We start from the raw sequence: 25,941 nt of genomic DNA on the forward strand, positions 1-25,941 counted from the left end.
ATGTCCTAGGATAGTACTCCGGCTGCAGCCGTCGGGACACAGCTGTTTTCGCAAGACCGTCCTCGGCAAATGCACGAAGTGCACCCGTCATGACTGCGTCTTGCGCATGTGGAAGGATTTCGGCCGCGTCAGGTTGTGAAAGCCGATTTCTGACAGCGAACCGCCCCGCCCGGTCGCTTTGCACCCTGTCCAGCACAATGCCGGGTCAAGATAATCGGCGCGGTTCATCAACACCGTTCCCGTATCGAGTGCTGCGCCAATGCGCTCGGCGCGCTCGGCATCTTGGCTCCACAGCGACGCGGTCAGTCCGAACGCACAATCGTTCATCAGCCGGATCGCCTCGTCGTCGCCGTCAACCGGCATGATGCCAACCACCGGCCCGAAACTCTCGTCGCGCATCACCCGCATGTCGTGGGTTACATCGACGAGGATTTGCGGCATCAAATAGGCGCCGCCATCATCACTGGGAAAATGCTTCGGGTCGACGACAGTCCGGGCTCCATCGGCGATCGCCTCATCGATCTGCGCACGCACCTCACGAGCGAACCGCACTTTGGCCATGGGTCCGAGCGTGGTCGCCTTATCAAGCGGATTTCCCAGTTTCAGCTTTTCCACCCATGCCTTCGCCTTCTCGACGAAGGCCTCATAGTGAGGCCGCGCCACATATATGCGTTCAATGCCGCAGCAGCATTGTCCGGCATTGTAAAATGCACCATCCATCAAAACGTCGACGGCCCAATCAAGGTCCGCATCCTCCATCACATAGGCTGGATCCTTGCCACCCAGTTCAAGTCCGATCCCCGTGAACGTGCCCGCGGCAGCCCGCTCGATGGCCTTGCCGCCGCCGACTGAACCGGTGAAATTGATGAAGTTGAACGCCCCTTCCGCGATCAGGGCCTCGGTGCCGTCATGATCGAGAAACAGGTTGACCAGCAAATCGTTCGGCAAACCAGCCGCGGCAAAGGCATTGGCGATGCGCTCGCCGACCAGCAGCGTCTGTGTCGCATGCTTGATGACCACCGAATTGCCGGCGATCAGCGCCGGAACGATCGTGTTGATCGCAGTCATATAGGGATAGTTCCACGGCGCGATGACGAACACCACTCCGTGCGGCACCCGCTCGATGCGCCGTGAGAACTGTGCTGATTCCTCGGCGATCAAGGGGGCCAGCGCACGCTCCGCGATCTCCGACATATAGTCCGTGCGTTCATTGACGCCGCCGAATTCGCCACCATAGCGCACCGGCCGCCCCATCATGTGAGCCAGTTCGACCGTGACCTCGTCAGCCATCGTGTTGAGCTGCGCGACACCTGCCTTCACGGCAGCGATCCGCTCATCAAGCGGTCGCGCCGCCCAAGCCTTCTGCGCCGCCCGGCACCGGTCAACGATCTGGCGTGCCGCGTCCGGTTCGATCACCGGCCGCTCGGCATACACGGCACCATCGATCGGTGAAATGCATGTCAAAGTCTTGCTCATTTTTTCTCTCCTGTCGCCGCGACATGGCCGCGGTCGGGCTCAAACCTGTCAGATATTGCGCCGGTTGCACAGGCAAATGCGGCCTGCCCGATCGCTGAATTCCTATCCCCATCCGCCCACATCAAACGGTCGCCTGCTCGAGCAGAGCCTGGATCCTCTTCGCCCAGACCGCCTGGCCCTCGGGCGCCGCGATCAGATCATTGCGCACTTCAAGCATAGCGTTCTCCAAACCGCGTGCCAGACCGTGACGCTGCAGCGTATGTGTGACGCCATCGCTGGCGCTGTAAGGATAATTGCGCCGCACACCGGACAGGCCGAGCCCATTCGCCGCTGCCATTAGCCGATCGGCCAGGCGGCTGTCGGCGTCATGCAGAATGCCAAGCTCGCCATCACGCCGCGCTCCGAAATAGATTGGCGTGAACGAATGCACGGTGACGATCAATGACGCACGTCCGGCTGTCTGGCGTTCATCGAGAAGCCTTTCCACGGCGGCATGGAAGGGGGCGTAGATCGCCGTTGCTCGCTCCTGCCGTTCCTGGGCCGATAGTCCTTCGTTGCCGGGAATATCGTAAATCTCGCTTTTGTGCGGAATGGCGCTCGGCGCCTCTGGCGGACGGTTGCAGTCGTAAACGAGCCGCGAGTAAGGCTGCATCACCAGTGCTGCATCGAGACGGGCCGACAGTTTTTCCGACAGACCCAGCGCGCCGATATCCCAGCCGATATGACTTGCCAGCACCGCGTCCGGCAAACCCAGCGTCCCGACAGACGCAGGCAAAAGCATTCCCGCATGTTCGCATACCAGCACGATATCACTGCGGCCGTGCGGCCGGACGACACGAACCGGTGCAATTTCACCTTCTCGCAACAACGGCGTGCTCATCCGCTCTCATCTCCTGATTGCGCCTTGCGGCAAGCTCCGGTGCATACAGATGCCAAGTCACCAGCTTGTCAATGGACGAAGGTCGGTATGCATCGGGCTAAAACGCGCCGGTTAGATCTGGCCGCGCCAGCCCGGCTGACCTGCGATCGAAACCGCCGTTCCAACCGCGGAACGGATTTGCTATGCAGACGAGATGGAAACCGCACGCGCCGTCGAAGCTTTCTCCGCCCTGGGCCAGGACACGCGTCTGGCCACGTTCCGCCTGCTCGTCAAGGCCGGACCGGAGGGCCTGCCCTCCGGGGAGATCGGCGAGCGCCTCGGCATTCGTCAGAACACCATGTCGACCAATCTGGGAATATTGCGATCCGCCGGCCTTGTGCGCCGCAGCCGTGAGGGGCGCACCATACGCTACCGGGCTGACTTCGAGGGCATCGCGACACTGCTGTCGTTTCTGCTTGAAGACTGCTGTGGCGGCCAGCCCGCTCAATGCCGCTCGCTGATGGTGGAAATGGGTTTTGACACCGGCCTGCCGCAGCGCTGAACCCTCGCCACCGCGCATATCACCTAGGCAGTGCCGACCGGTATGTCATTCTTTATAGCCGTTCCCCCAAAAAGAACATATAAGGAACAAATGCCAAGGAAAACGTTGCAAGAAAAACTCGCCATTCTCAGCGATGCCGCCAAATATGATGCTTCTTGTGCATCAAGCGGCACGACCAAGCGCCATTCCGCCTCGGGCGCCGGCAAGGCGGGTGGAAAGCCGATCCCCGCCGGCCTCGGGTCCACCGAAGGATCGGGAATTTGTCATGCCTATGCGCCGGATGGCCGCTGCATCTCGCTTCTGAAAATCCTGATGACCAATTTCTGCATGTATGACTGCGCCTATTGCATCAATCGTGTTTCAAGCAATGTCGAGCGGGCCCGGTTTACTCCCGAGGAAGTCGTCTGGCTGACCATGGAATTCTACCGGCGCAATTATATCGAAGGTCTGTTTCTGTCGTCCGGCATCATCCGCTCTCCTGACGACACGATGGCCGATATGGTGCGCATAGCCCGCCAATTGCGTCAGGAGCATCGGTTCCGCGGCTATATCCACCTGAAGACCATCCCCGATGCCGATCCGGCGTTGATTGAAGAGGCCGGCCTTTATGCCGATCGCTTGTCGATCAACATCGAATTGCCCACCGACCCGTCAGTGCAGCAACTGGCTCCTGAGAAAAACCCGCGCAGCATCCGCAAGGCGATGGGCGATCTTCGTTTGAAGATCGAGGACTATTCCGAACCGTCGGCCCTGAGCAAGAAGCGCCGGCGCTTTGCACCGGCTGGACAGAGCACGCAGATGATTGTCGGCGCCGATGCATCGACCGACAATGATGTGCTTGATCGCTCAGCCAATCTTTACGGAAGCTACGGCCTCAAGCGGGTCTACTATTCCGCATTCAGTCCGATCCCCGATGCATCGCGGCTGCTTCCTGCCATCACCCCGCCCCTGATGCGCGAGCACCGGTTGTATCAGGCCGACTGGCTGATGCGTTTCTACGGATTCGGCATCGACGAAATCACTTCGACGGCGCAAGGGGGCATGCTTGACCTGGCGGTTGATCCAAAACTCGCCTGGGCCTTGCGCAATCGCTGCCAGTTTCCAGTTGACGTCAATCATGCGCCGCGCGAGCTCTTGTTGCGCGTCCCCGGCTTCGGCACGCGCACCGTGCAGGGCATCATCGCGGCGCGACGCTATCGCACGCTGCGCTATGAAGATCTTGTCCGTATCGGGGTATCCGTGAAAAAGGCCCGCCCCTTCATCTCGCTGCCCGGCTGGACGCCCGGGGGTCTGACCGACAGCGTGGATCTGCGCGCCCGCTTCCTTCCGGGCCCGCAACAACTGACCCTGTTTTGATGCACGGCATCGACATTCCGCTGATCGGAGCCTGGCCGGCTTGGCGCGCCGCCGCCCGCCGCCTGGCCGCGGGAGGAGTGCCGCCCGAGGCCATTTCCTGGCGCTTCAACTGCGCGGGCGGCACGCTGTTCGAGCAGCCGGCCATCCAGCCTGAATTGCGCCCTGCTGCATCTGCTCTGGGCGAGCCGATGGAGTCGGCTCTCCTGCCCCCTGACCCGGAACGATCGCCCAACGCGACAGCGCTGAGCGTACCCCGCGCGTTCCTGGAGCTGGCGGAGGCGGCAATCGCCCACAGCGATCCCCAACGTTTTGCGCTTCTCTACCAGGCGCTTCTCCGGCTACAGGACGAAAAGAACGTGCTGAAAGACCGGTCCGATCCCCTGATCGCCCGGCTCGCAGGAATGGCCAAGGCCGTTCGCCGCGACAGCCACAAGATGAAGGCCTTCGTCCGGTTTCGCGAAATGGATGCTGACCAAGAGGGTCGCCGGCGCTTCGCTGCCTGGTTCGAACCTAGTCACTATAGTCTGGAGCGCACTGCGCCGTTTTTTCTCAGGCGCTTCGGCGATATGGACTGGGCAATCGCCACTCCTGGGCTGATCGCGCACGGCCGCGATGGCGACCTCGCTTTCGAGCCATTTGAGGGCCGTCCGACCTTCAACGCGGATCCCACGGAAGATCTTTGGAAAACCTATTTCAGCTCGATTTTCAATCCTGCTCGCCTGAAGGTGAAAGCGATGACCGCCGAGATGCCAAAAAAATATTGGCGGAACCTTCCGGAGGCTGAACTCATTCCCGATTTGATCAGGCACGCCGAAGAACGCAGCCGGCACATGGTCGAAAGCGGCGTCACCCTGCCGCAGCCGGCGACCGAGCGCATCAAGGCTCAACAGGCGCGCCGCAACAAGGATGCTTTCATGACTGCTGTCAGTTCCAGTGAACCGCGCCTGCAACCGCGCCCTCAATCGCTCGACGCGGCCCGCCGCCAGGTCGACGCCTGCCAACGCTGCGATCTGCACCGATGTGCCACTCAGGCCGTGTTCGGCGAGGGCCCCGCAAATGCGCGGCTGATGCTTGTTGGCGAGCAGCCGGGTGACCGCGAGGACCTTGCGGGCAAGCCCTTTGTCGGACCCGCTGGTCAGCTGATGGACGAGATTGGCGCCGAGGCCGGACTTGACCGCAGCGCCTGCTATGTCACCAACGCTGTCAAGCACTTCAAATTCGAGCCACGCGGCAAACGCCGCCTGCACAAGCGCCCCGATAGCGCTGAAATTCAGGCCTGCCGCTGGTGGCTCGACTTCGAGTTGGAAGAAATTCGCCCCGAGCTTGTGGTGGCGCTTGGCGCCACAGCCGCCGAGGCGCTGACCGGCGATGGCAAAGCTATTCTCAAGCGGCGCGGCAGCATCGAAACGCGCTCCGACGGGCTGAAAGTGTTGATCACCATACACCCCTCATCGATCCTGCGCATTCCCGATCGCCAGGCCGCTGAGATGCAACGCGAGGCGCTGCGCAACGACTTGACCCTCGCTTTGCAGGCGGTCGCCTGAGATCGGGAGCCGGGCTCAGAGGCCCAGCGCCTCCAACCCGGCGACCACCTTGTCCGGCGTGGCCGGAAAAGCGCGGATTCGCACGCCGCAGGCATTGTAGATGGCATTGACCACCGCCGCCCCGGCACCTGAAATGCTCAGCTCACCGATCGCCTTCGACTGAATGGGATTGGATTGATCGTCGCGTTCCTCGATGAAATGCACATCAATCAACGGCACGTCCGCATTCGATGCAATGTGGTAATTGGCAAGATCGCGGGTGATGATATGGCCCGTGCGCGGGTCATGCCCGAGCTCTTCCATCAGGGCCGAGCCGATCCCCCAGACCATGCCGCCGATGCACTGCGATCGTGCCGTCTTGACGTTGAGGATGCGTCCGGCGGCAAACACGCCGAGCATGCGGCGAACCCGCACCTCTCCGCTGTCGGCATGTACCGCCACCTCGGCGAAATGCGCCCCGAAACTGGCCTGCTCATAGTCGTCACCCAGCTTGCCTGCGGTAATACCCGCTTCTTCGCAAATCGGTTCGACGCACAGATCCCGTAGCGGCTTTTCCACATTGCCGCCGCGCGCCACGCCATCTTTCAAGGTCAGCGAATCGACATCACAACCCAGCTTTTCGGCCAGGCGGGCGCGTATTTTCTTCGCTGCGAGAAAAACCGCCGAACCCGTCGATCCGGCCCCGAATGAACCGCCGGATCCGGAAGCCCCTGGCAGGTCGGTGTCGCCAAGTCGGGTCGTTACCTTGCTTGCCGGCAGGCCAAGCATTTCCGCCGCAATCTGCGTCAGGATCGCGTAGCTGCCGGTACCGATGTCTGTCAGATCGGTTTCCACAATGGCGCCGTCAGCTGAAAGCGTCACGCGTGCGTCGGCCCGCACCAGGGAGTTGGAGCGCGCCGCAGAGGCCACGCCACAGCCGATATACCATTGTCCCTCGCGGCGGCTTCCCGCAGCGGGCCGGTTCTCCCAGCCGAATTGCGACGCCCCTTGTTTCAGGCATTCCGCCAGGCTGCGCGACGAATACGGCTTGCCCGTCTCGGGATGTGTGTCGGGGATATTGCGCAGGCGCAATTCGACCGGGTCAATGCCGCAGACCTCAGCCAGTTCGTCCATGGCCCCTTCCAGACCCAGCATGCCAACCGCTTCGCCCGGCGCCCGCACCGATCCACTCGGCGTGCGGTGGATGCGGGCTATTTCCTTGCGATACAGACGATTCTTGCCGCCATACATAAAATGCGTGGCTGTGGCTGTCGGCTCGCCAAAGCTTTCCTCCGGCAATTGCGAGATGCGGTCCTCGTGACCGACGCCGGACAGCCGGCCATCTTCATCCGCTGCCAGCCGCAGCCTTTGCCGCGTCTCCGTACGCCGCAACACGCAATCAAACACCTGTTGCCGCGCCATCACCACCCGAACGGGTCGGTCAAGCTCACGCGCCGCCACCGCCGCCGCGACCGCTTCCGCGCCAATGCCGAGCTTTGACCCGAATCCGCCGCCGACAAACGGCGCAAGGATGCGCACCCGGTCGGCATCGACACCAAGCGAATCCGCCAGCTCTTTCTTGTTGAAACGCAACATCTGGTAGGAGCCGTGCAGGCTGAGGTTTCCTTCGTGCCACTCGGCCAGCGAGGCATGCGGCTCCATTGCCGCCGAGACATGACCGGGCGTCGTGTACACGCTGTCGACCGTGTGAACGGCTTCCGCCATCGCGGCCTCAAGATCGCCGAACTGCTCAGAGCTGTCCTCGTCGAGCTCGATCGCTTCAGCGGTCTCCGGATCCACCTCGACTTCCTCTGCCGCTTCGAAACGCACGGCAAGTTGCTGTGCCGCATCGCGCGCCTGCTCGAATGTTTCGGCAACGACGACGGCGACCGATTGTCCGTGATAATCGACGCGCAATCCGGGCTGGACCGGTGCCTCTCCGGCCATCCCCTGCGCCGAATTGCGCAGCATCGTGCCATCGTGAAAGAGCCCGAGAAAGCCGGGCATCTCGCGAATGCTCTCGTCATTCAGCGCAAGAACCCGGCCCTTGCTGACCGTCGCCCGCACCAGAACGCCATGCGCCATCCGGTCGGCCGCGAACTCGGCCGCATAAGGGGCCGCGCCACACACCTTCAGCCGGCCATCGGGACGGTCCATCTCAGTCCCGATGATCCCCTGTCCAGTGCTGTCCAGCAGGCGCGGCTGCGCCTCATCCATCTTGAAACGGTCGTTCATGCCGCGCTCTCCTCTACCCGGTCCGTGCCGACCGATGCCGGTTCCAGCCCCGTGGCCTCGCGCAACACCGAGATCATCGTCCGCCGCGTCAGCCGCGTCTTGAAGGCATTGCCCTCCTCCGTGCGGGCTTCCGCAAGCAATCGATCCGCTGCCGCGGCGAAGAGCGGTTCGCCTGGCACTTCTCCGGCGAGCATCTCGTCGACCTCACTGTTCCGCCATGGCCGGGAACCGATACCGCCGAAGGCCAGTGCGGCTGTTGCGATGCGCTGCTCACGCCTCGTCACGATCGCGGCCACTGAAACCAGCGCGAAAGCATAGGAGGCCCGATCGCGCACCTTGCGATAGACGTGAACGGCGCCGCTCTGCTTTTGCGGCAGGTGCACTGCGGTGATGATATCGTCAGGGGCCAGCGTCGTCTCGATATCGGGACGCTCCCCCGGCAGGCAATACAACTCATCCATGCCAACCTGCCGGACATCACCCGTCGCATCGGCCACGTCGAGACGCGCGTCAAGCGCCCGCATCGCCACGGCCATGTCGGAAGGATGGGCGGCAATGCAGTGCTCGGAAACGCCGAGGATTGCCGTCATGCGGCTGATGCCGCCTATGGCCGTGCAGCTGCTGCCCGGTTGCCGCTTGTTGCACGCCATCGAAGTATCGTAAAAATACGGACAGCGGGTGCGCTGCAGGAAATTGCCGCCCGTCGTCGCCTTGTTGCGGATCTGGCCCGATGCTCCCGCAAGAATGGCCCGCGCCAGAACCGGGTAGTCCGAGCGGATGCGCGGATCGGCGGCAAGGTCGGAATTGCTGACCAGCGCGCCGATCTTCAGGCCGTTTTCTGTCTCTGTAATCTCCCTCAGCCCGGGCACCCGGTTGATGTCGAGAAGCTGCTTCGGCGTCATCACCTGCAATTTCATCAGATCAAGGAGATTGGTGCCCCCGGCAATGATCTGCGCTGCCTCTCCAAGCCCTTCACGCGCGGCAGCCAGACTGTCCGCCCGCCGATAGTCGAACGACCTCATGACTTGCCTCCCGCATCGCCCTGCGTTCGGGCGATTGCCTGACGTATGCCGGGATAGGCCGAGCAGCGGCACAGATTGCCGCTCATTCGCTCGGCGATCTCCGCGTCTGAGAGCGTGCCCGGATTGCTGAGCGATTCGCTGACATGCGACGGCCAGCCTTCCTTTGCCTCTTCCAGCATCGCCGTCGCCGACATCAATTGCCCGGGCGTACAGTAGCCGCACTGGAACCCGTCACAACTGATGAAGGCTTCCTGCAGCGGGTTCGGCGCCTCCGGCGAACCAAGGCTCTCGACCGTCTCGACCTGGTCGCCCTCATGCATCACCGCCAGCGTCAGGCAGGAATTGATCCGCCGGCCGTTAACAAGCACCGTACAGGCGCCGCACTGACCGTGATCACAACCCTTTTTCGTTCCGGTCATGTGCAGATGATGACGCAATGCGTCGAGCAGCGTGACGCGCGGATCTAGGTCAAGATCTCGCGACACGCCGTTCACAGTCAGTTCGGTTTTCATTGAGAATCCTTTATCCGCCGCAAGGACTGCCGCAGGCGCAGATGGCCAATTTGCCTTTCAGAAAAGCCAACGGGTGGTCACGGCAAAGGTTCCGCGCCCGCAGAGATGAAGTGGGCCAGGCTGTTCGTCTCGATTTTCGGCTCTTGTTGTTCTAGACATCCACCCTTCGCAGTATTGAAGGGTTGCGGCCATGCCACTCAACGTCGATCATCTGATGAACTATCGGATCGCTCCGGTACGCCAGACCTATACGGCACGCGACAGCGCTCTTTATGCCCTGTCCATCGGCATCGGACAGGACCCGATAAATGAGCCGGCACTGAAATTCGTCGGTGGCAGCCAGGCGGTCACCGCTTTCCCCACACTGGCTCTTGTCCTTGGTCAGCCGGGCTTCTGGCTTGGCCACCCCGATACGGGGGTCGATGCCGTCCGATTACTGCATGGCGAGCAAAGCATAAAGATCCGCGCGCCGCTGCCCAGTTCAGGCACTGTCATCGGCACGACACGCGTTACGGGCCTGGTCGACAAGGGCGCCGGCCGCGGCGCCTTGCTGTACAGCGAAAAGGAGCTGACAACCCCTGAAGGCTCCGTTCTCGCAATCACCCGCAGTACCATTTTCCTGCGCGGCGATGGCGGCTTTGGTCACTCGACCACCGAAGCGGTGCCGCCGCCGAGCTTGCCAGACCGCGACCCGGATCTCGTGATCGCGGCGGAAACGCGCCCGGAGCAGGCCCTGTATTATCGCTGGAACGGCGATCACAATCCTCTCCATAGCAATCCTGAAACGGCGCGCCGGGCGGGCTACGATCGCCCGATCCTGCATGGATTGTGCACCTATGGCATTGCGGCGCGCGTGTTGCTTGCTGCCGTGTATGACTGGGAACCGCACGCGATGAAAAGCATGTCAGGCCGCTTCACGGCGCCGGTCTATCCGGGCGATCACCTTGAAGTGTCGATCTGGCTGGACGGCTTTTTCAGGGTGACGCGAAAAGCCGACGGCAAAGCGGTGGTCGACAACGGCACCTTCGCATAAAGCAGTCCGGACGCACTCAACCGCGCCAGACGCGGCCAATCAACCCATCAGGAAAGCATATGAGCACGAGCGATTTCGACCCCGCGGCAGAAGGCTGGGAACCGGTTCCCGATGCCGGGTTCATCGATCATGTCGGCCCGTTCTGGCAGCGTCTGGAGGGCAGCGGACGGGCCTATGGCTTCGCCGCCCGCGATCACCACGCCAACCTGCTTGGCGTCGTGCAGGGCGGCATGATCATGACCTTTGCCGACCGCGTCTTCGGCCTGGAGGCCTGGGCTGCCGCCGACCAGACACCGTGCGTGACCGTGCAGTTCTCCTGCCAGTTCATCGCGGCGACCCCCCTTCGCACATTTGTCACAACGCAGCCGGAGATCGTGCGCAAGACGCGCTCGCTGGTCTTCGTTGAAGGCAGGGTGTTCTCGAACGACGCCCTGGTGGCTTCGTGTCAGGGGGTCTGGAAGATCGTGGCCCGGCGTCCGAAGACGCCGTAAGCCGGGAACCAGGACGCCTTGTGCACAGGACCCTAGGCGAGAAAGTCGCGATATAGCGCCAGCGTCTCTTCCGCCTCGGCCGGATCCGGGTTCGGCCACCACACCGTGGTCGGTGTCTCGCACACCTCGACGAGGCCTTTCGGCCCCAACTGGCGCGACTCCACCAGCCCGTCCTTCAGCATGTCGTTGGGTCCGGCGCAGATCAGGGCCGGGCGTGTCAATTGCGGCAGACGCGACCGCGTATCGTAGGAAAAGGCTGAACGATAGGCGCCGTCATAGCTCGCGCCGCTTTCCAGGATACCGATCGCATACATGTGCAATTCCTCGGCATCCGGTACGCCGAGCGCGCGCGCCGCATCGCGTTCGACCCGGTACCACGGCCAGAACATGAACAGATCTCGCCGCCAGTTCCACACCAGCGGCAGGTGCAGCCCCCATTTGTCGGCTTCGATCTTCGGAAAATAGTGCTCGAGCAGGTCGGCCTGGAAATCAGCGCTGATGAACACCGGGCCTTCCATCACCAGTTTTCCCACACGCTCGGGCGCAATCACCGCCATTTCCAGCGCCACCAGCGACCCGGTGTGGGATCCCCAGACATCGATCTGATCTATCTCCATTGCATCGATCAGGGCAATCATGTCTTTGGCAAGGCTGCCAATATCGACGGGCACCCGTGATTTCTCGGACAGGCCGTTGCCGAGATAGTCGACTGCGAATACCGCCCGCTCTCCTTCGGTGCCTTTCGCCAGACCGCGCACCACCGGGGCGAACTGCGAGGAAGATCCACCGCCGGTCGGGATAACCAGGATCGGTCGTCCCGCGCCACCGGCCCGACGCAGATGCATGCGGCCATTGGCCGTCTCGACATAGTCATGCCAGATCTGACGATCCGGCAGCGGCGCGGTCGCCGGCGGCTGTTGTCCGCCTGCGGTGAAGCTGGGCGCCGACAGCGCCTCGCCAAGTCCGGCAATGTGATCCACCGGAACCGAACCGGCCACATCGTCTCCGGCCAGATCAAGGCACAGGTTCCACAGCGCCGCGAAGCGCTGCGGGTTGACCGCTGCCGCAACAAAACAGCGCGACAAAGCCGCATCATCCGGCAGGGGTTCACCGCGTGTCGCCGGCAGGCCGGGATTGTCGGGCTTGAGCAGATGCCGATCACGCAGAAAGCTCCACAGCGCCTGCAAATGGCTGCCGTCTTGCCGCGGCGACAGTTCGGGGGGCAGAATTTTCGCCTTGCGCCAACCCTGTGCCCGCCGCCGGCCGATCACCGGCAGCGTCACCACTTCGGCATCAAGCCGCCGTGCCACCAGGGCGGTCAGCCCCATGGCAAGATCAACTCCGCCAAGCACGATCTTACCCCGGCCAAGCCAGGCAAGCGCTTCAGACAGGGCCTCGGCGCAGGCGTCCGCTGACTGCGGGTTGACGCCGGCAGAGCCGCCGATGCCGGGCAATTCCGCGACCGTCACCCGCCAGCCCGGCAATGCGGCGCCGGCCCTCGCCGCCAGATCTTCTGCCGCATCGATGAGACCGCCGAGCAGAACAAGGTCGGGCCCCTCGCCGATCTGCCACAAACGCACCTGTCCGGCCGCAGTGGTCACATAGAATGGCCGCGGTGCGCGTGCGCCGGAACTTGCATTCTGCGCCATGACCTAGATTCCCAGATAAGCGGTTTTCACCCGCGGATCGGCAAGCAGGACCTTGGCATCTTCTTCGAGAGCGATGCTGCCGGTCTCAAGCACATAGCCGCGGCTGGCGAGACGCAGCGCCAGATCGACGCGCTGCTCGACCAGAAGGATGGTCATGCCCGCTTCGTTGAGACTCTTGATCGTGTCCTCGAGCTGATCGACCATGATCGGCGCCAAGCCCAGTGACGGCTCATCGAGCATCAGACAGCGCGGATTGGCCATCAGGCCGCGGGCGATCGCCAGCATCTGCTGCTGTCCCCCCGAGAGCGTGCCGGCCTTCTGCTCCTTGCGCTCGAGCAGGATCGGAAACATCTCATGGATCCAGTCGATCCGCTCGCCGTAACTGCGACCGCCGGAGCGGGCGCGCACGGCGCCAAGCTCGAGATGCTCACCGACCGTCATGTCGGGAAACAACAGACGACCCTCCGGAATCTGGACGACACCGTGCGCAATGATCTCGTGCGGATCCATCTTGTCGATGCGTTCGCCGTCAAAGGAAATGGATCCCGACACCGGCTTGAGCATGCCGGAGATGGTTTTGAGCGTTGTCGTCTTGCCCGCTCCGTTCGAGCCGACGAGCGTCACGACATCGCCCTCGGCGACCTTCAGCGACAGGCCATGAATAACTTCGCGCCGGCCGTAGCGCACCACGATATCGGAAACTTCAAGCATGGACGGCCTCCCTGCCCAGATAGACCCGGACGACGTTCGGATCGTTGACAACATCGAGCGGTTTGCCCTCGGCGATCTTTTCGCCATGGTCGATCACCGCGACCCGATCGCAGACGCCCATCACGACGCGCATATGATGCTCAACCAGCAAAATACTGATCCCTTCATCGCGGATCCGCTTGATCATCGACACCAGACGCTGACCCTCTTCCGGGTTCATCCCTGCCGCCGGTTCGTCGAGCAGCAGCAATTCCGGCTTGGCGGCGATCGCGATGGCAATCTCCAGCCGTCGCTGCTCCCCGTAGGACAGCGCCTCGGCATTGACATGCGCCCGCTTGCCAAGATCGACGAACTCCAGTGCCCGCATCGCTTCGGCATCGACATCCGCTTCTTCGTCCTGCCAGGCCCTGTTGCGCAAGATAGCTGCCGCCCAGCCGGTCTTCTTGTGACGATAGGTTGCTGCTCGAACATTATCGATCGCCGACAACGCCGGAAACAGCGAAGTGATCTGGAACGTGCGCGTCATTCCCAGCCGCGCCATGCGGTCGGCCCGCATCCCGGTGCAGTCATTGCCCTTGAAGCGCACCGAGCCGGACGTCGGCGGCAGGGACCCGGCGATGACGTTGAAAAACGTCGTCTTGCCGGCGCCATTCGGTCCGATGACGCCAAGGATCTCGCCGCGTTGCACCGTCAGATCGACAGCCTTGACGGCCGTCAGGCCGCCGAACGCCTTGGTCAGTCCCGAAACTTCGAGAATCGTTTCCTTGCTCATTGCGCCCCCTCCTGGTGCGGCGTGTCAGCGCCGGTGATTCTCCGCCAGAGGCTGACAATGCCGCCCGGCAGAAAGATCACGGAAGCAGTCAGCAGAGCTGCGAAGATGACCAGGCGCAGCGGACCGAGCGCCCGCAGGGCTTCCAGAAGCGCCACATAGATCAGGGCACCGATGATCGGCCCGGAAATCGTCCCGCGTCCGCCGACGATCACCATGATGATCAGGGCGGCAACATACTGCATGCTCATTACGTCCGGCGTCACCACCGTCAGATAGTGCGCGTAAAGCGCGCCGCCGACACCGGCGACCGCGGTCGCGACGACGAAGCCGAGCAGCTTCATGCGGAACACGTCGATCCCCAGTGAAGCGGCAAGCGGCGCATTTTCGCGCGTGGCGATGAAGGCCCGTCCCGTGCGGCTGCTCATCAGCGCGTGGCAGGCATAGGCGAAGGCTACGACGCAGCCGAGGATAACGTAGTAATATCCGATCGCGCTGGTCAGCGCGATGCCGTCGCCACCCCACAGACCCAGCGGCTGAATGTTGGAAATCCCCATCGGCCCACGCGTCAGATCCACCCAGTAATTGGTGATCGTGTAGATGATCGATCCGAAGCCGAGCGTCAGGATTGCGAACTGCGGCCCGACGATGCGCAGCGAAACGTAGCCGATGACGAAACCGAACAGGCCGGCGACGATGGCCGCCAGAAGAATGCCGGGAATGCCCGCAAGACCGAAATGCATCCCCAGGATCGCCGCCGTGTAGGCGCCGATTCCAAAGAAGGCGGCATGGCCGAAGCTCAGTTCGCCGATATAGCCGATGATGACATTGAGGCTCAGCGCGAGCAGCGAAAACAACATCCACAGCACCATCAGATGGTGGAAATAGGTGTTCGCCGTCATGAATGGCAGTGCCAGCGCCGCGAGCAGGATCACGGGTATGGTGATTTTACGGGACATGATCATGTTCTCCGGGCTGTGCCGAACAGGCCTTGCGGCCGCCACAACAGCACCACGATGATGATGGCGTAGCCAATCGCCTGGGCGAAGCCGAGCGAAATGTAGCCACCGGCAAGAGATTCAACGACGCCGAGCGTCAGCCCGCCGATCAGGGCGCCAGGAATACTGCCCAGACCACCCAGGATGACGACGATAAAGCCTTTCAGGACAGCCCAGCTGCCGACCGTCGGAAAGATCATTGCCGTCGGTCCGACGAGCGCGCCGGCGAGTGCCGCCAGCCCGCAGGCCAGCACGAAGGTGACGGTATAGACCTGGCGGATGTTGACGCCGGACAGGGCCGCGCCTTCCGGGTTCTGCGCCGTCGCCCGCATCATCTTGCCCATGCGGGAATGGCGTATGAACAGATTGAGACCGAACAGGACCAGCGCGCCGACCACGAAGATCAGCACCCGCTGCTGCGTGACGATCAGCTGGCCAACTTCAAAAACGCTGTCGGCGAAGGGGCTGGGCACGTATTTCGGATCGGCCCCGAAGATCAATTCGCCACCATTGGTCAACAGCAGTGCGAGCCCGAGGCTCGACAAGAGCACGGTGAATTCATGCTCCTTGCGCAACGGCCAGAAAAACAGCCGGTTGGCAAAGATCCCCAGGACCGCCACACCAAGCGTCGCGACCACCGCCGCGGAGATGTAGTCCAGTCCGAGAAGCTTGGCGGCGAAATAGGTGAAGAACGCCCCCAGCATGTAGAATTCGCCATGAGCAAAATTGATGATGTGAAGCACACCGAAGACCAGCGTCAGCCCGGTAGCGATCAGCACATAAGTCATCCCGTTGACCAGGCCATTGGTCAACTGTTGGGCAAAAACGACGTAGTCCATGGGAATCCCCCTCTTGCGAGAGATGCGCGCCGGTTGGCGCGCATCCCAGTTCGGTCCTATTCGTTGACCGAGGTGATTTCACCATCTTTGACCTGCACCAGGTAGATGTTCTGCATCGCCTGGCCGATCTCGTCGAAGTTGATGGTGCCGAGGATGGTTTCCCACTCATGGCCACGCAGCGCTTCGGCGATCTTGTCGTAATCGCGGGCGCTGCCAGCCTCGTCCATCGCACCGGCCAGCAGTTCGACCGCCTGGGCGCCGAGCGAACCGATGAAGGACGGCTCGTTGCTGAACATCTCGCCGTACTGCTCCATCCAGGCCTTCAGCTTCTCGCTGTCGCTATCGGGCGCGAACAGCGACACCGAATACACGCCTTCCAGCGCAGGGCCGGACAGTTCAACCAGCTTCGGGTTCATGTTGCCGGCCGAGGCGATCGTCGTGCCCTTGTAGCCCGACTGCTTGATCTGCCGGTAAATGGTGGCGCCCTGGGCGGTGTTGATGGCCGAAACGTAGATGGCGTCCGAATCCAGAGCCTTCAGCTTGGTCAGCGCCGTGGTGAAGTCGGTGTCATCCTTGTTGTAGAACTCGTTGCCGAGCACTTCGATGCCGCATTCATCCAGCAGCCGCTCGTAGTTCTCGACTTCCAGGCGACCGTAATCATCGTTGATGGTGATGAAGGCAATCGTTTCGATATCCATCTTGTCACAGATGAACTTCGCATAGGTTTCCGACATCATCACCGAGGTGGCGTTCAGACGGAACAGATATTTGTGACCTTCCTTGGTGGTGTTCGGATGCTGCGTCGATGTCATCACGTTGATGATGCGGTCACGCGTCACTTCCTTCATCGTCAGTGCAACCGAGGAGAACCAGCCGCCGACGATCGCGTCGACATCGTCCTGCTCGATCGCACGTTTGGCGGCGCTGACGCCTTCTTCCGGATTGCCCTTGTCGTCATACTTGACGAGTTCGATCATCCGGCCATCAAGGATACCGCCATTCTCATTGACGATCTCGACCATGGCTTCCATGCCTTCAACGGCCAGCTGGCCATCGAATGCGCCGGGACCCGAGAGCGGCGCGATCGTGCCGATGCGCACCGGTTCCTTGTCCTGTGCCTGGGCGCCGAACGCGGTCCCAAGCAACACTGCCGCCGCCGCGGCCATCAGGTATTTACGTTTCATCATTGTGCTTACCTCCCTGTAAGACTCTCTTTGGATAAGGGCTGCCGAACCCCTCAGGCGTTCGGCAGGTATTTGAGTTGCAGCTGCTCGACCTCGGTGAAGCCGATGAAGTCAATGAATTCGTTATGGTCCATGCGCCGATGCGGCAGATCCGTGGTGCTGCGCTTCTCGGCGAGCACCTTGAGATTGTCCTGCAGCGCCTGAGCTGCGGTCATCAGGGGCGTCAGGGCAAATACCGCCAGACCCGCGACACTCTCGATCTCCTCCGGCGACAGCTCTTTTTCCAACCAGCCGAGCACCTGCAGCGACAGCGGCACGCCGCAGCCCTCGCGCATGGCCTTCAGCCCGTCGATCGAATTGAAGCATTTTGAAATCGGCTGGATGATATCGGCGCCGGCCTTCACATAGGCCTTGCCGCGCCGGATCGCCTCGTCGGCATCGACGACGTCGGTGCGCGCAATGATTGCCATGTTCGGGTCACGCCGCGCGGCTACCGCGGCCTCGATCTTGGCAACGCCCTCTTCAAGAGAGATCACCTCGACTCCGCCGACACAGATCGGGCAACGCTTCGGCGCCAGCTGATCTTCAAGGATGACGGCGGAAAGGCCGGCGTTCTCGAATTCGCGCACCGTGCGCATGACGTTGATTGCGTTGCCGTAACCGGTGTCGATATCGGCAATCACCGGGATATCGACGACATTGGTGACATTGCGCGTCACATTGAGATTTTCAGTCATGGTGTAGAGTTCGGCATCGGGCAGACCGAGATGGCTGGCAGAGACACCGAAACCCGACGTCATCACCGCATCAAACTTCGCCTGCTCGATCAGCTTTGCTGACATCGCGTCATAGGCACCCGCAGCCCAGACCGTCTTCTGGCTCTTCAGGCGGGTGATGAAATCGGAATTGCGCGGCATCGTGTAAATCTCCTTGGCCGTTCAGTTGGCCGGGTTGTTCTTCAAATAAGGAAGCAGACCACCGGCCTCGAGCATCATCGCGTCGCTGAGCGCCAGCGGCTCGAAGGCGATCTGCGTGTCTTGCGAAAGGTTGCGGATCACCCCTTCCGCCCAATCGACCTCGATCTCGTCCCAGCGCTTGACCGCCTTGCGGATGCCTGGGCAGCTGCACTGCGGGAATCCCATCGAGATTTCGCCGCGCCAATAGCCGGGCGAAAACGACTCCGCGACAACGCCGGCGATGCCGAGATGCCGAAGCGCCTTCATCGGCGGATAGTGGGGATGCCCATAGCCGAAATTGATGCCGCCGACGATGATGTCGCCGGGCCGCACCTGCGAGGCGAAATCCGGATCGTAGGACTGCATCGCCAGTCCGGCGAGTTCATCCAGATCCTGAATCTTGATGTTCTTCACCCCGACGATCTGATCGACATCGAAATCGTCCTCTTCGAAGATGAAGGCGACCCGTCCCTTGAGATTTTGCAGCGCCATGTCCGACCTCACAGATATTTCCGCGGATCCGTGATCCGGCCCTCAATCGCCGAAGCGGCGACAGCGGCGGCATTGCACAGATAGATTTCCGAATCCGGACTGCCCATCCGGCCCTTGACGTTCAGCGTTCCGGTCGAAACGGCGCGCTGTTTTTCCGTCATCGTGGCGATCCGCCCGAAGCAGTAGTCGCAGCTTGGCGAAGAGACGAACGCGCCCGCCTCGACAAGGGTCGAGATGTAGCCAAGCCGCGCCGCATCGGCCATGATTTCCTGGCTGGTGGGAATGACATGCAGGCTGAAGCCGGTCTTCACCCGCCGCCCTTTCAACACCCGCGCCGCGATTTCCATATCTTCCAGACGACCGGATGCGCACGAACCGAGATATCCTGTATGCACTTCCAGCCCCGCATATTCGGAGAGGTCGCGTGTGTTGGCCGGTGTTGGTGGCACGACGACGATCGGCTCGAGCGCCGAAAGATCGATTTCATGCACTTCCGCATAGTCGGCGTCGGGATCGCTATAGACGGGATCGAGCTGCTTGCGTGCCCGTGGCAGCGCGTAGTCGAGCCGTTTCTGGTCCGGATTGACGATGGCCGTCAGAGCCCCGGTGAACATTGCCAGGCAGGTGATCGACTGGATGCCTTCGGTGCTCAGCTTGTCGATGCCGTCACCGCCCAGCTCCATCACCTGAAAGCGGCAGGACGAGGGGCCGAGCACCCGCACGATGTGGTGAAAGACGTCACGTGCCATCACGCCCGGCCGCAATTCGCCGGTCAGATTGATGCGTACTGTTTCCGGCACCTTGATCGACACCTTCTCACGCACGAAGGCTTCGAGCACATTGCGCCGCATGCCGATGCCGAGCGTGCCATAGGTGCCCAGTTGGCTGATGTGACCATCAAAATGCACCACGAATGCGCCAGGGGTCGCGAACCCCACTTCGGCAGCCACCTGGTGACCGATGCCGCGCCGCTCGAACAATTCGACATTGTTATGCGCGCACCAGGCGCGGGTGCCCTCGTGCAGTTCTTCTTCCTTCGGCGTGGCCACCGGCACCATGTGATCGATGAAGATGCCGAAGCGCTCAGGCTCGGCGACCTTGTCGATGCCGAACTCCTCCTTCATCTGCTTGAAGTACACGTCGGTGTATCCGGGGAAATCATAGGCGAGCACGAAATCGGGCTTCGCCATGATCTCCTCACCGGCCTTCACATGCGGCAGGCCGGCAGCCCGAGCAAGTATCTTTTCGGTGATCGTGTAACCCATAGTGCCTCCTTCGGCGGTGTGCCCGCCGCAATGCCTAGCGTGCGTCGTCGGAACCCAGCCCGAGCGATCCCGGGTTCATCAGGCCATGCGGATCGACCGCCGCCTTGATTGCCGAGAGCAGAGCATAGGTTTCCGGTTTGAGCACCGACTTGAACGGATAGTCGCGCGCCACCTGCCAGTTGACGCCTCCGAGAGAAATATAGAGATCCTGCGTCTCGCTGCGCAGTTGCGCCACAGCATCGCGCGCCGCCGGGTTGGCCGGACGATCGCGCCAGGCCTTGACCGTGTCTTCGCCGACGCTTTTGGCATGCAGGTCGGTGATCTCGTCGTGCCAGTAGAAGGCCGGCTCGATGAAAAACTCGCCGCCAACCGTCATGGTCATGACCGAATAGACAATGCCATGCTTTTCGAGAAACGCGCGACGCTCTTCGAAAAAAGCATCATTGGCCTCCACCACCCGCTTCCAATCACCAAGCGGAAACACGCCGTGAATGGGCACCCAGCGCTCACCCTCGAGACCGAGCATGCCGCGCACCGGACTGAACGGCTTGGAGCGCATCACCTTCGGCACCGAGTTCTCGATTTCGACGCCATGTTCAGCCCCGATTTCGCGCGCCCGCGCCATCGAGGTCTTCAGCTCATCGTCGTTGCGCGCTTCGAGCACCAGATGCAGCGTGAAATTGTGCGCCTTCAGGAAACTGGCTCCTCCAGTCGCCACAGCCGCGGCATCCTTGAGACCGGAGACGAAGGTCTTGCCGCCGCGCACCACATTTCCCAGCGTCTTCAGACCATCGGAAATACGGTTGACGCTGGCCGAGTGGGAGGCCTTCGTGCGGTCGATCCCGAACCCTTCGGAAACCAGCCGTTCGCGCGCCAGCCCCACCTGCACCGCCGCCATGTCTGCCATGGTCTCAAAGCCAAAGGAGAGGTAATCGGTCGCAGCCGGCTTTGGCCACAGCCGCAGCGTCGCTGCCGTCTTCAGGCCAAGCGCCCCATTGTCACCCAGGAAAAGGCCGGTCAGATCCGGGCCACCCTCGCGGGTGAACGGCTTGGCGCCCTGCCGACCACCGGCACCGGTTGTCACCCGTGCGCCGTCGGCCAGGATCACCTCGACGCCAATCACCGAATCGGCGACCGTGGCATTGCGCGCCGATCCGAAAAAGGCGCTGTTTTGCGACAGCGCGCCGCCGACTGTCGCATTCACACCGGACAGCGGACCCCAGTAGCCGGTCCGCAAACCGGTGCCATCGAGCGCCGCATTGACTTCGGCCCAGGTGCAGCCGCTTTCCACCGTGATGAAGAGGTCATCCTCGTTGACCTCGATAACCCGATTGAGGCCGCGCATGTCGAACACCACCGCGCTGCTGACGGCCGGAAGGTAGCCTTTTGTGTAGGACATGCCACCGCCGCGCGGCACGATCGCCACACCGGATTGGCTACACGTCGCCACGGCGCGGGCCGCGCTGTCCGCATCCTCGGGCATTGCCACGCCGAGCGGCCGTGTTCCCGACTGCCAGAAAACGTCGTTGGAGTAGTAGGCGCGCGTCTCATCGTCATTCTTGTAGTTTGCGCCGAGCACGTCCTGAAGCTGACGTGTCACCGCTGAGGAATCACTGTTGAGGGTCTGTGCGGTCTGCATCATTGAACTCCTTAGGCCGCTTCTTCGACCGGAATGAATCGAAAACCGCCATCATCCCGGTGGGCAATCCGGCCCACATGCGGCCGGTCGAAATGTGCGGGAAAAATCAGGGCGCGCTGCTCGGCGCAGTGCGTCAGCAGCTGCTTACGCGTCACCGGCGCCACGCTGTTGTCTTCACACCATGCGCAATTCAGCTCTGGTTCGAAGACCTGCATGGCGCGGTGCATCGTGTCGGCCGTGAAGATTCCGGTTTCACCCTGCGAGGTCACCTCCAGGACAAGCTGCCCGCTGGTGTGGCCGGGAGCGGCCCGAAAACGCAATCCAGGTCGCAGTTCGTCCCCATCCGAAACCCAGTCCACCATCTCGGCATCGACGATCGGATCGATGCTGTCGGCGATCACCGCCAAGCCCTCCGGCTGGGCCAGGGCGGTGACGCCGCCCGGCTGCCAATTGGCATATTCGTCCCGGCCGAAGACGTAGCGGGCGTTGGGAAACGTTGGTACCCACCGACCGTCCTCGAGCCGGGTGTTCCAGCCGGAATGGTCAACATGCATATGCGTGTTGACGACGACGGAAACATCCTCTGGCTTCACTTCCGCGCGCTTTAAAACACCGAGATAATCCGTGTCGAGCATGTGGAAGCGCGCATAACTCGGATTAAGCCGTTCCTTGTGGTTGCCGGAGGCCGTATCGACAAGGATGATTTCATCGCCATAGCGCATCAGCCAGCTGTGGATACTGGCAAAGGTTCGCCCCGTTTCCGGATCGACGCGGTCCATGTCCGACAACTCGGGAAATTGATCGAAGAGCGCAGGATCGAAACCGACGAACTGCGACTCCAGCGCCAGCCCGGCAGAGAAAAATTCCTCCACCCGCTCGACAGCAATGTCGCCGATGCGCCAGCCGGCCATACAAACCTCCTCCAAAGTCGGGGGCAGCTAAACAACCTCTTGCATTCGTGTCAACAGATAAAATAGATTTCATCATACGAAATGCCCGGTGCTGGTTTGTCGACCTGGAAATTGCTATGGCCGCTGCGGGCGAAAGGTGCGCTGCATCGAAGAAAAGGGAACGCACATGCAAAAGCTGGATGACACGTACTCCGCGCCGCCGCGCCCCACCGGCGGACCCGCTGACGCAAACAAGCCGGCAGGGAAAGACAAGCCGGGGTCGAATGTGCGGGCCGTCACCCGCGCCGCCAATATTCTGCGCACGTTTCGCACCCAGCCGCACCAGAGCCTTGCAGAGGTCGCCAGTGCGGCATCTCTTGACAAGGGCACAACCCGCCGGTTGTTGCTGACCCTGATGAATTCAGGCTTGATCGTGCAGGATCCGGCCAGCCAGAAATATGGGCTCGGGCGGCTGATCCGCGAGCTCGCCGGCAGCGTCGTAGATGACTTTGATCTGCGCTCGATCGCCGTCCCCGAACTCGCTGCCATTGCCGCTGAGCTGCATCTGACCACATTTCTGTCGGTCTATCGCGACCACGCCGCCCTTTGCCTTGAGCGCCTGCATGACATGCAGGGTATGGAGGTCCACTGGTGGCCGGTTGGCGGAACCCTGCCACTCAATTCCGGCGGCGCCCCCAAAATTCTACTCGCCTATCAATCCGAAGCCGAGATCGACAAGGTGCTGAGCGAGCCGTTGCATGCCCTTACGCCGCGCGCGGTCACGGACATCGCGGAGTTCCGCAACCATCTCGCAGAGGTGCGCGAGCGCGGCTGGGAATATGCCGAGGACGATGTCAGTCTTGGCCTCGCAGCTCTTGCCGTTCCGGTCCTCGATGGTGACGGGCAGCTGATTTGTGCCCTGTCGATGGCCGGACTCTCGCCGCAGATGCGTGGAAAGGACGAACCCGCCTTTTTGCCCCGTCTGCAGCAGGCCGCCGAGCGAATCCGCAGCGCGCTGGGCTATTGATTGAAGGACCCGTCACGTGAATTTTGTTTTCCAGCCCCAGAGCCCCGCTTCCGTTGCCATCGCCGACAGTGCCGATCGCTTTCCCGTGCGCCGCATCTTTTGCGTTGGGCGCAACTACGCGGCCCACGCCCGTGAGATGGGCGGCAATCCCGAGCGCGAACCGCCGTTCTTTTTCACCAAGCCTGCCGATGCAGTCTGCGACAGTGGTACCGCGATCGCCTACCCACCCCTGACCACTGACCTGCATCATGAGGTCGAACTGGTGGTTGCGATCGGGGCCGAGGGTGTCGCTGTCAGCGCCGAAGCCGCCACCGCGCTGATCTGGGGCTATGGTGTTGGCATCGATCTGACGCGCCGCGACCTGCAGGCCAAGGCGAAGGCAGCCGGCCGTCCGTGGGACTGGGCCAAGGGGTTTGACGCTTCGGCTCCCTGCGGACCGTTGCGCCCGGCGCAGCGTGAAGCATCCTCGGCCAGAACGGCTTTATCCTCCGGGCGGATCGCCCTGACGGTCAACGGCGAGACGCGCCAGCAGGCCGATCTTGCCGATCTCATCTGGTCAGTACCGGAAATTATCGCTCAATGCAGTGCAGCCGTGGTGTTGCGTCCGGGAGATCTGATATTCACGGGCACACCGGACGGCGTCGGGGCTCTGCAAGCCGGTGATCACGTCACCGCCAGCATCGATACCCTCCCGGATCTGCAGATTTCGATCGCCTGAGACCAATACGGATCATTTCCCGTTTGGCGCGATCTTCTCCACCGCCTCATACTGGCTGAGAAACACTTCGCCGGTCAGGTCTTCGAGGAAATCCGATCGCTTGAGGCGGTCCATAACCGGCCCCTTCACTTCCGACAGATGCAGCGTGATCTTCGCGTCGCAAAGGCGATGGTTGATCGCCTCGAGACTCTCGAGCGCCGAAGCATCAATCTCGTTGACAGCCGAGCACATCAAGATCACGTGCTGCAATTGCGGACGCTCGGCGACAAGCTCCGAAACCTGGTCCTCGAGATACCGCGTATTGGCAAAATACAGGCTCTCATCCACCCGCAGCGACAACACCTCCGGTGACGTGACGACCGCATGGCGCTCGACATTGCGAAAATGTTCCGTCCCCGGCACCTGCCCGACCACCGCCATATGCGGTCGTGAAGTCCGGTAGAGATGCAACAGCACCGACAGCCCGACGCCCAGCATGACCCCTGCCTCAACACCGAGAAACAAGGTGCCGAGAATGGTCGCGGCCATTGCCGAGAAATCCGTTTTCGAGTAGCGCCAGACACGCTGCACAGCCGCGACATCGACCAGCGACAGCACGGCGACGATGATTGTGGCCGCCAGCGTCGCCTGTGGCAGATAAAACAGGACCGGCGTCAGGAACAGCGTCGCCACGGCAATGCCGATCGCCGTGAAAGCCCCCGCTGCCGGGGTCTGAGCCCCTGCGTCGAAATTGACAACCGACCGCGCGAAGCCGCCGGTCACCGGATAACCGGAGGTGACGGATGAGGCGATGTTGGCCGCGCCAAGTCCGATGAGTTCCTGGTTGGGAACGATGCGCTGCCGCCGACGTGCCGCCAAAGTCTGCGCCACCGAGACAGATTCGACAAAACCGATGAGGCTGATCAGAAAGGCCGGCCCCGCCAGTTCGATCAGCAGATCCGTGTTGAAGGCCGGAAGCGATGGCGCCGGAAGCCCGCGCGGAATCTCACCGACAAGCGCCACACCGCTGTTGCCCAGGTCGAGGAGATAGGCAATCACGATGGTGACGGCGATCGCCAGAACCGGACCGGCCTTGGTCACGATATCGGCAAGCCGGGGCCCCGCTCCCAGCGCACGTAAAAGGCCTTTCAGACGCAATCGCGCAAAGTACAGAAACGAGAGAACCGCAATCCCGATGATCAGCGTCGTCGCACTGAACGCGCCTGCATTCTCCACCAGTCCGGCTATTATTTCCGGCAGGGTATGGCCGCTAATGTCGATCCCGAGCATATGCTTGAGCTGACCGGCCGCAATCAGCAGGCCGGTCGCGGTGATAAAGCCGGAAATGACCGGATGGCTCAGCAGATTGGCGATAAACCCCAGTCGCAGGAGACCCATCACCACCAGCATGACGCCGGACAGAAATGCCAGAAGCACCGCAGCGGCCAGATAATCGGACGAACCTTCGGCGGCAATCTTTCCGACCGCCGTCGCAGTCATCAGCGAGACCACGGCCACCGGCCCGACCGCAAGGGTGCGGCTGGTCCCGAACAGGGCATAGGCAATAAGCGGCAGCATCGACGCGTAGAGACCGACTTCCGCCGGCAATCCGGCGAGCATCGCATAGGCGAGCGACTGCGGGATCAGCATGATCGTCACAATCACCGCAGCGATCAGGTCGTTTGTGAAGGGTGTGCGACCATAGGTGCGGCCCCATTCGAGAATCGGGAAGTAGCGCTCCATCTGCCGCATCAGG

General features: G+C 62.0%; 24 protein-coding genes. 7 read left to right on the forward strand and 17 right to left on the reverse strand.

The genetic code is table 11. The annotated features are described in order from the left end of the window. Window positions 1-87: 87 nt before the first annotated feature. Together KY465_RS04830 and KY465_RS04835 are read right to left on the reverse strand one after the other, a co-directional pair. Window positions 88-1,476 carry an aldehyde dehydrogenase family protein gene (locus KY465_RS04830; protein ID WP_219200348.1) on the reverse strand — a complete coding sequence of 463 codons (1,389 nt, stop codon included), beginning with the start codon at window positions 1,474-1,476 and terminating at the stop codon, window positions 88-90. Between the two features lie 121 nt (window positions 1,477-1,597). After that, window positions 1,598-2,356, reverse strand: coding sequence for an N-formylglutamate amidohydrolase (locus KY465_RS04835; RefSeq protein WP_219200350.1), 759 nt, complete (start codon window positions 2,354-2,356; stop codon window positions 1,598-1,600). Window positions 2,357-2,549: 193 nt separating this feature from the next. Between KY465_RS04835 and KY465_RS04840 the strand changes: the two genes are divergently transcribed. From KY465_RS04840 to KY465_RS04850, 3 genes are all read left to right on the forward strand, one after another. Beyond that, window positions 2,550-2,897, forward strand: a complete 348-nt coding sequence (locus tag KY465_RS04840) for an ArsR/SmtB family transcription factor (RefSeq protein ID WP_219200351.1) — start codon at window positions 2,550-2,552, stop codon at window positions 2,895-2,897. 90 nt (window positions 2,898-2,987) lie between these two features. After that, window positions 2,988-4,253 (forward strand): putative DNA modification/repair radical SAM protein, encoded by a 1,266-nt coding sequence (locus KY465_RS04845; protein ID WP_219200352.1) that lies wholly within the window; start codon window positions 2,988-2,990, stop codon window positions 4,251-4,253. Further along, on the forward strand, window positions 4,253-5,797 hold the full coding sequence (locus KY465_RS04850) for a UdgX family uracil-DNA binding protein (protein ID WP_219200353.1): 1,545 nt from the start codon (window positions 4,253-4,255) through the stop codon (window positions 5,795-5,797). The genes KY465_RS04845 and KY465_RS04850 overlap by 1 nt, the downstream gene beginning before the upstream one ends. A 15-nt stretch (window positions 5,798-5,812) precedes the next feature. Here the strand turns inward: KY465_RS04850 and KY465_RS04855 are convergent, their stop codons facing one another. From KY465_RS04855 to KY465_RS04865, 3 genes are read right to left on the reverse strand one after another with little or no spacing between them, the layout of a single operon-like run. After that, window positions 5,813-8,011, reverse strand: a complete 2,199-nt coding sequence (locus tag KY465_RS04855) for a xanthine dehydrogenase family protein molybdopterin-binding subunit (RefSeq protein WP_219200354.1) — start codon at window positions 8,009-8,011, stop codon at window positions 5,813-5,815. After that, on the reverse strand, window positions 8,008-9,033 hold the full coding sequence (locus KY465_RS04860) for an FAD binding domain-containing protein (protein WP_219200355.1): 1,026 nt from the start codon (window positions 9,031-9,033) through the stop codon (window positions 8,008-8,010). The genes KY465_RS04855 and KY465_RS04860 overlap by 4 nt, the downstream gene beginning before the upstream one ends. Further along, window positions 9,030-9,545, reverse strand: coding sequence for a 2Fe-2S iron-sulfur cluster-binding protein (locus KY465_RS04865; RefSeq protein WP_219200356.1), 516 nt, complete (start codon window positions 9,543-9,545; stop codon window positions 9,030-9,032). The genes KY465_RS04860 and KY465_RS04865 overlap by 4 nt, the downstream gene beginning before the upstream one ends. A 190-nt stretch (window positions 9,546-9,735) precedes the next feature. Here KY465_RS04865 and KY465_RS04870 point away from each other — a divergent pair, with 190 nt between their 5' ends. Beyond that, entirely contained in the window at window positions 9,736-10,578 is an 843-nt protein-coding gene (locus KY465_RS04870) for a MaoC/PaaZ C-terminal domain-containing protein (RefSeq protein ID WP_219200357.1), read from the forward strand. A gap of 59 nt (window positions 10,579-10,637) precedes the next feature. After that, a complete protein-coding gene (locus KY465_RS04875) occupies window positions 10,638-11,069 on the forward strand; it encodes a PaaI family thioesterase (protein WP_219200359.1) in 432 nt (143 codons plus the stop codon). 32 nt (window positions 11,070-11,101) lie between these two features. Here KY465_RS04875 and KY465_RS04880 read toward each other — a convergent pair whose 3' ends face one another. The 11 genes from KY465_RS04880 to KY465_RS04930 are packed head-to-tail and all read right to left on the reverse strand — an operon-like array spanning window position 11,102 to window position 22,482. Further along, window positions 11,102-12,718, reverse strand: coding sequence for an alpha/beta fold hydrolase (locus KY465_RS04880; protein WP_219200361.1), 1,617 nt, complete (start codon window positions 12,716-12,718; stop codon window positions 11,102-11,104). Window positions 12,719-12,721: 3 nt separating this feature from the next. Continuing rightward, on the reverse strand, window positions 12,722-13,429 hold the full coding sequence (locus KY465_RS04885; RefSeq protein WP_219200362.1) for an ABC transporter ATP-binding protein: 708 nt from the start codon (window positions 13,427-13,429) through the stop codon (window positions 12,722-12,724). Next, the gene (locus tag KY465_RS04890) at window positions 13,422-14,201 is read right to left on the reverse strand and encodes an ABC transporter ATP-binding protein (protein ID WP_219200363.1); all 780 of its coding nucleotides are present in this window, start codon (window positions 14,199-14,201) and stop codon (window positions 13,422-13,424) included. Before KY465_RS04890 ends, KY465_RS04885 begins: the two co-directional genes overlap by 8 nt. Beyond that, complete coding sequence (locus tag KY465_RS04895) at window positions 14,198-15,157, reverse strand: branched-chain amino acid ABC transporter permease (RefSeq protein WP_219200364.1); 960 nt, start codon at window positions 15,155-15,157, stop codon at window positions 14,198-14,200. Before KY465_RS04895 ends, KY465_RS04890 begins: the two co-directional genes overlap by 4 nt. Window positions 15,158-15,159: 2 nt before the next feature. Further along, the gene (locus tag KY465_RS04900) at window positions 15,160-16,035 is read right to left on the reverse strand and encodes a branched-chain amino acid ABC transporter permease (protein ID WP_219200365.1); all 876 of its coding nucleotides are present in this window, start codon (window positions 16,033-16,035) and stop codon (window positions 15,160-15,162) included. Between the two features lie 56 nt (window positions 16,036-16,091). Next, window positions 16,092-17,222 (reverse strand): ABC transporter substrate-binding protein, encoded by a 1,131-nt coding sequence (locus KY465_RS04905; protein WP_219200366.1) that lies wholly within the window; start codon window positions 17,220-17,222, stop codon window positions 16,092-16,094. A gap of 50 nt (window positions 17,223-17,272) precedes the next feature. Continuing rightward, a complete protein-coding gene (locus KY465_RS04910) occupies window positions 17,273-18,136 on the reverse strand; it encodes an isocitrate lyase/PEP mutase family protein (RefSeq protein WP_219200367.1) in 864 nt (287 codons plus the stop codon). A 21-nt stretch (window positions 18,137-18,157) separates the two neighbouring features. Next, window positions 18,158-18,667: a LeuD/DmdB family oxidoreductase small subunit gene (locus KY465_RS04915; protein ID WP_219200368.1), complete on the reverse strand. Its 510-nt coding sequence runs from the start codon at window positions 18,665-18,667 to the stop codon at window positions 18,158-18,160. An 8-nt stretch (window positions 18,668-18,675) separates the two neighbouring features. Further along, window positions 18,676-19,932, reverse strand: a complete 1,257-nt coding sequence (locus tag KY465_RS04920) for a 3-isopropylmalate dehydratase large subunit (protein WP_219200369.1) — start codon at window positions 19,930-19,932, stop codon at window positions 18,676-18,678. Window positions 19,933-19,966: 34 nt separating this feature from the next. Continuing rightward, a complete protein-coding gene (locus KY465_RS04925) occupies window positions 19,967-21,571 on the reverse strand; it encodes an FAD-binding oxidoreductase (RefSeq protein ID WP_219200371.1) in 1,605 nt (534 codons plus the stop codon). Between the two features lie 11 nt (window positions 21,572-21,582). Further along, entirely contained in the window at window positions 21,583-22,482 is a 900-nt protein-coding gene (locus KY465_RS04930) for an MBL fold metallo-hydrolase (RefSeq protein WP_219200372.1), read from the reverse strand. 166 nt (window positions 22,483-22,648) lie between these two features. Between KY465_RS04930 and KY465_RS04935 the strand changes: the two genes are divergently transcribed. Together KY465_RS04935 and KY465_RS04940 are read left to right on the forward strand one after the other, a co-directional pair. Next, window positions 22,649-23,488: an IclR family transcriptional regulator gene (locus tag KY465_RS04935; RefSeq protein WP_219200373.1), complete on the forward strand. Its 840-nt coding sequence runs from the start codon at window positions 22,649-22,651 to the stop codon at window positions 23,486-23,488. Between the two features lie 16 nt (window positions 23,489-23,504). Beyond that, window positions 23,505-24,206, forward strand: coding sequence for a fumarylacetoacetate hydrolase family protein (locus tag KY465_RS04940; RefSeq protein ID WP_219200374.1), 702 nt, complete (start codon window positions 23,505-23,507; stop codon window positions 24,204-24,206). 12 nt (window positions 24,207-24,218) lie between these two features. Here KY465_RS04940 and KY465_RS04945 read toward each other — a convergent pair whose 3' ends face one another. Then, on the reverse strand, window positions 24,219-25,937 hold the full coding sequence (locus tag KY465_RS04945; RefSeq protein WP_219200772.1) for a SulP family inorganic anion transporter: 1,719 nt from the start codon (window positions 25,935-25,937) through the stop codon (window positions 24,219-24,221). Window positions 25,938-25,941 lie beyond the last annotated feature (4 nt).

The organism is Neohoeflea coraliihabitans (assembly GCF_019334345.1).
Classification (GTDB): Bacteria; Pseudomonadota; Alphaproteobacteria; order Rhizobiales; family Rhizobiaceae; genus Pseudohoeflea; species Pseudohoeflea coraliihabitans.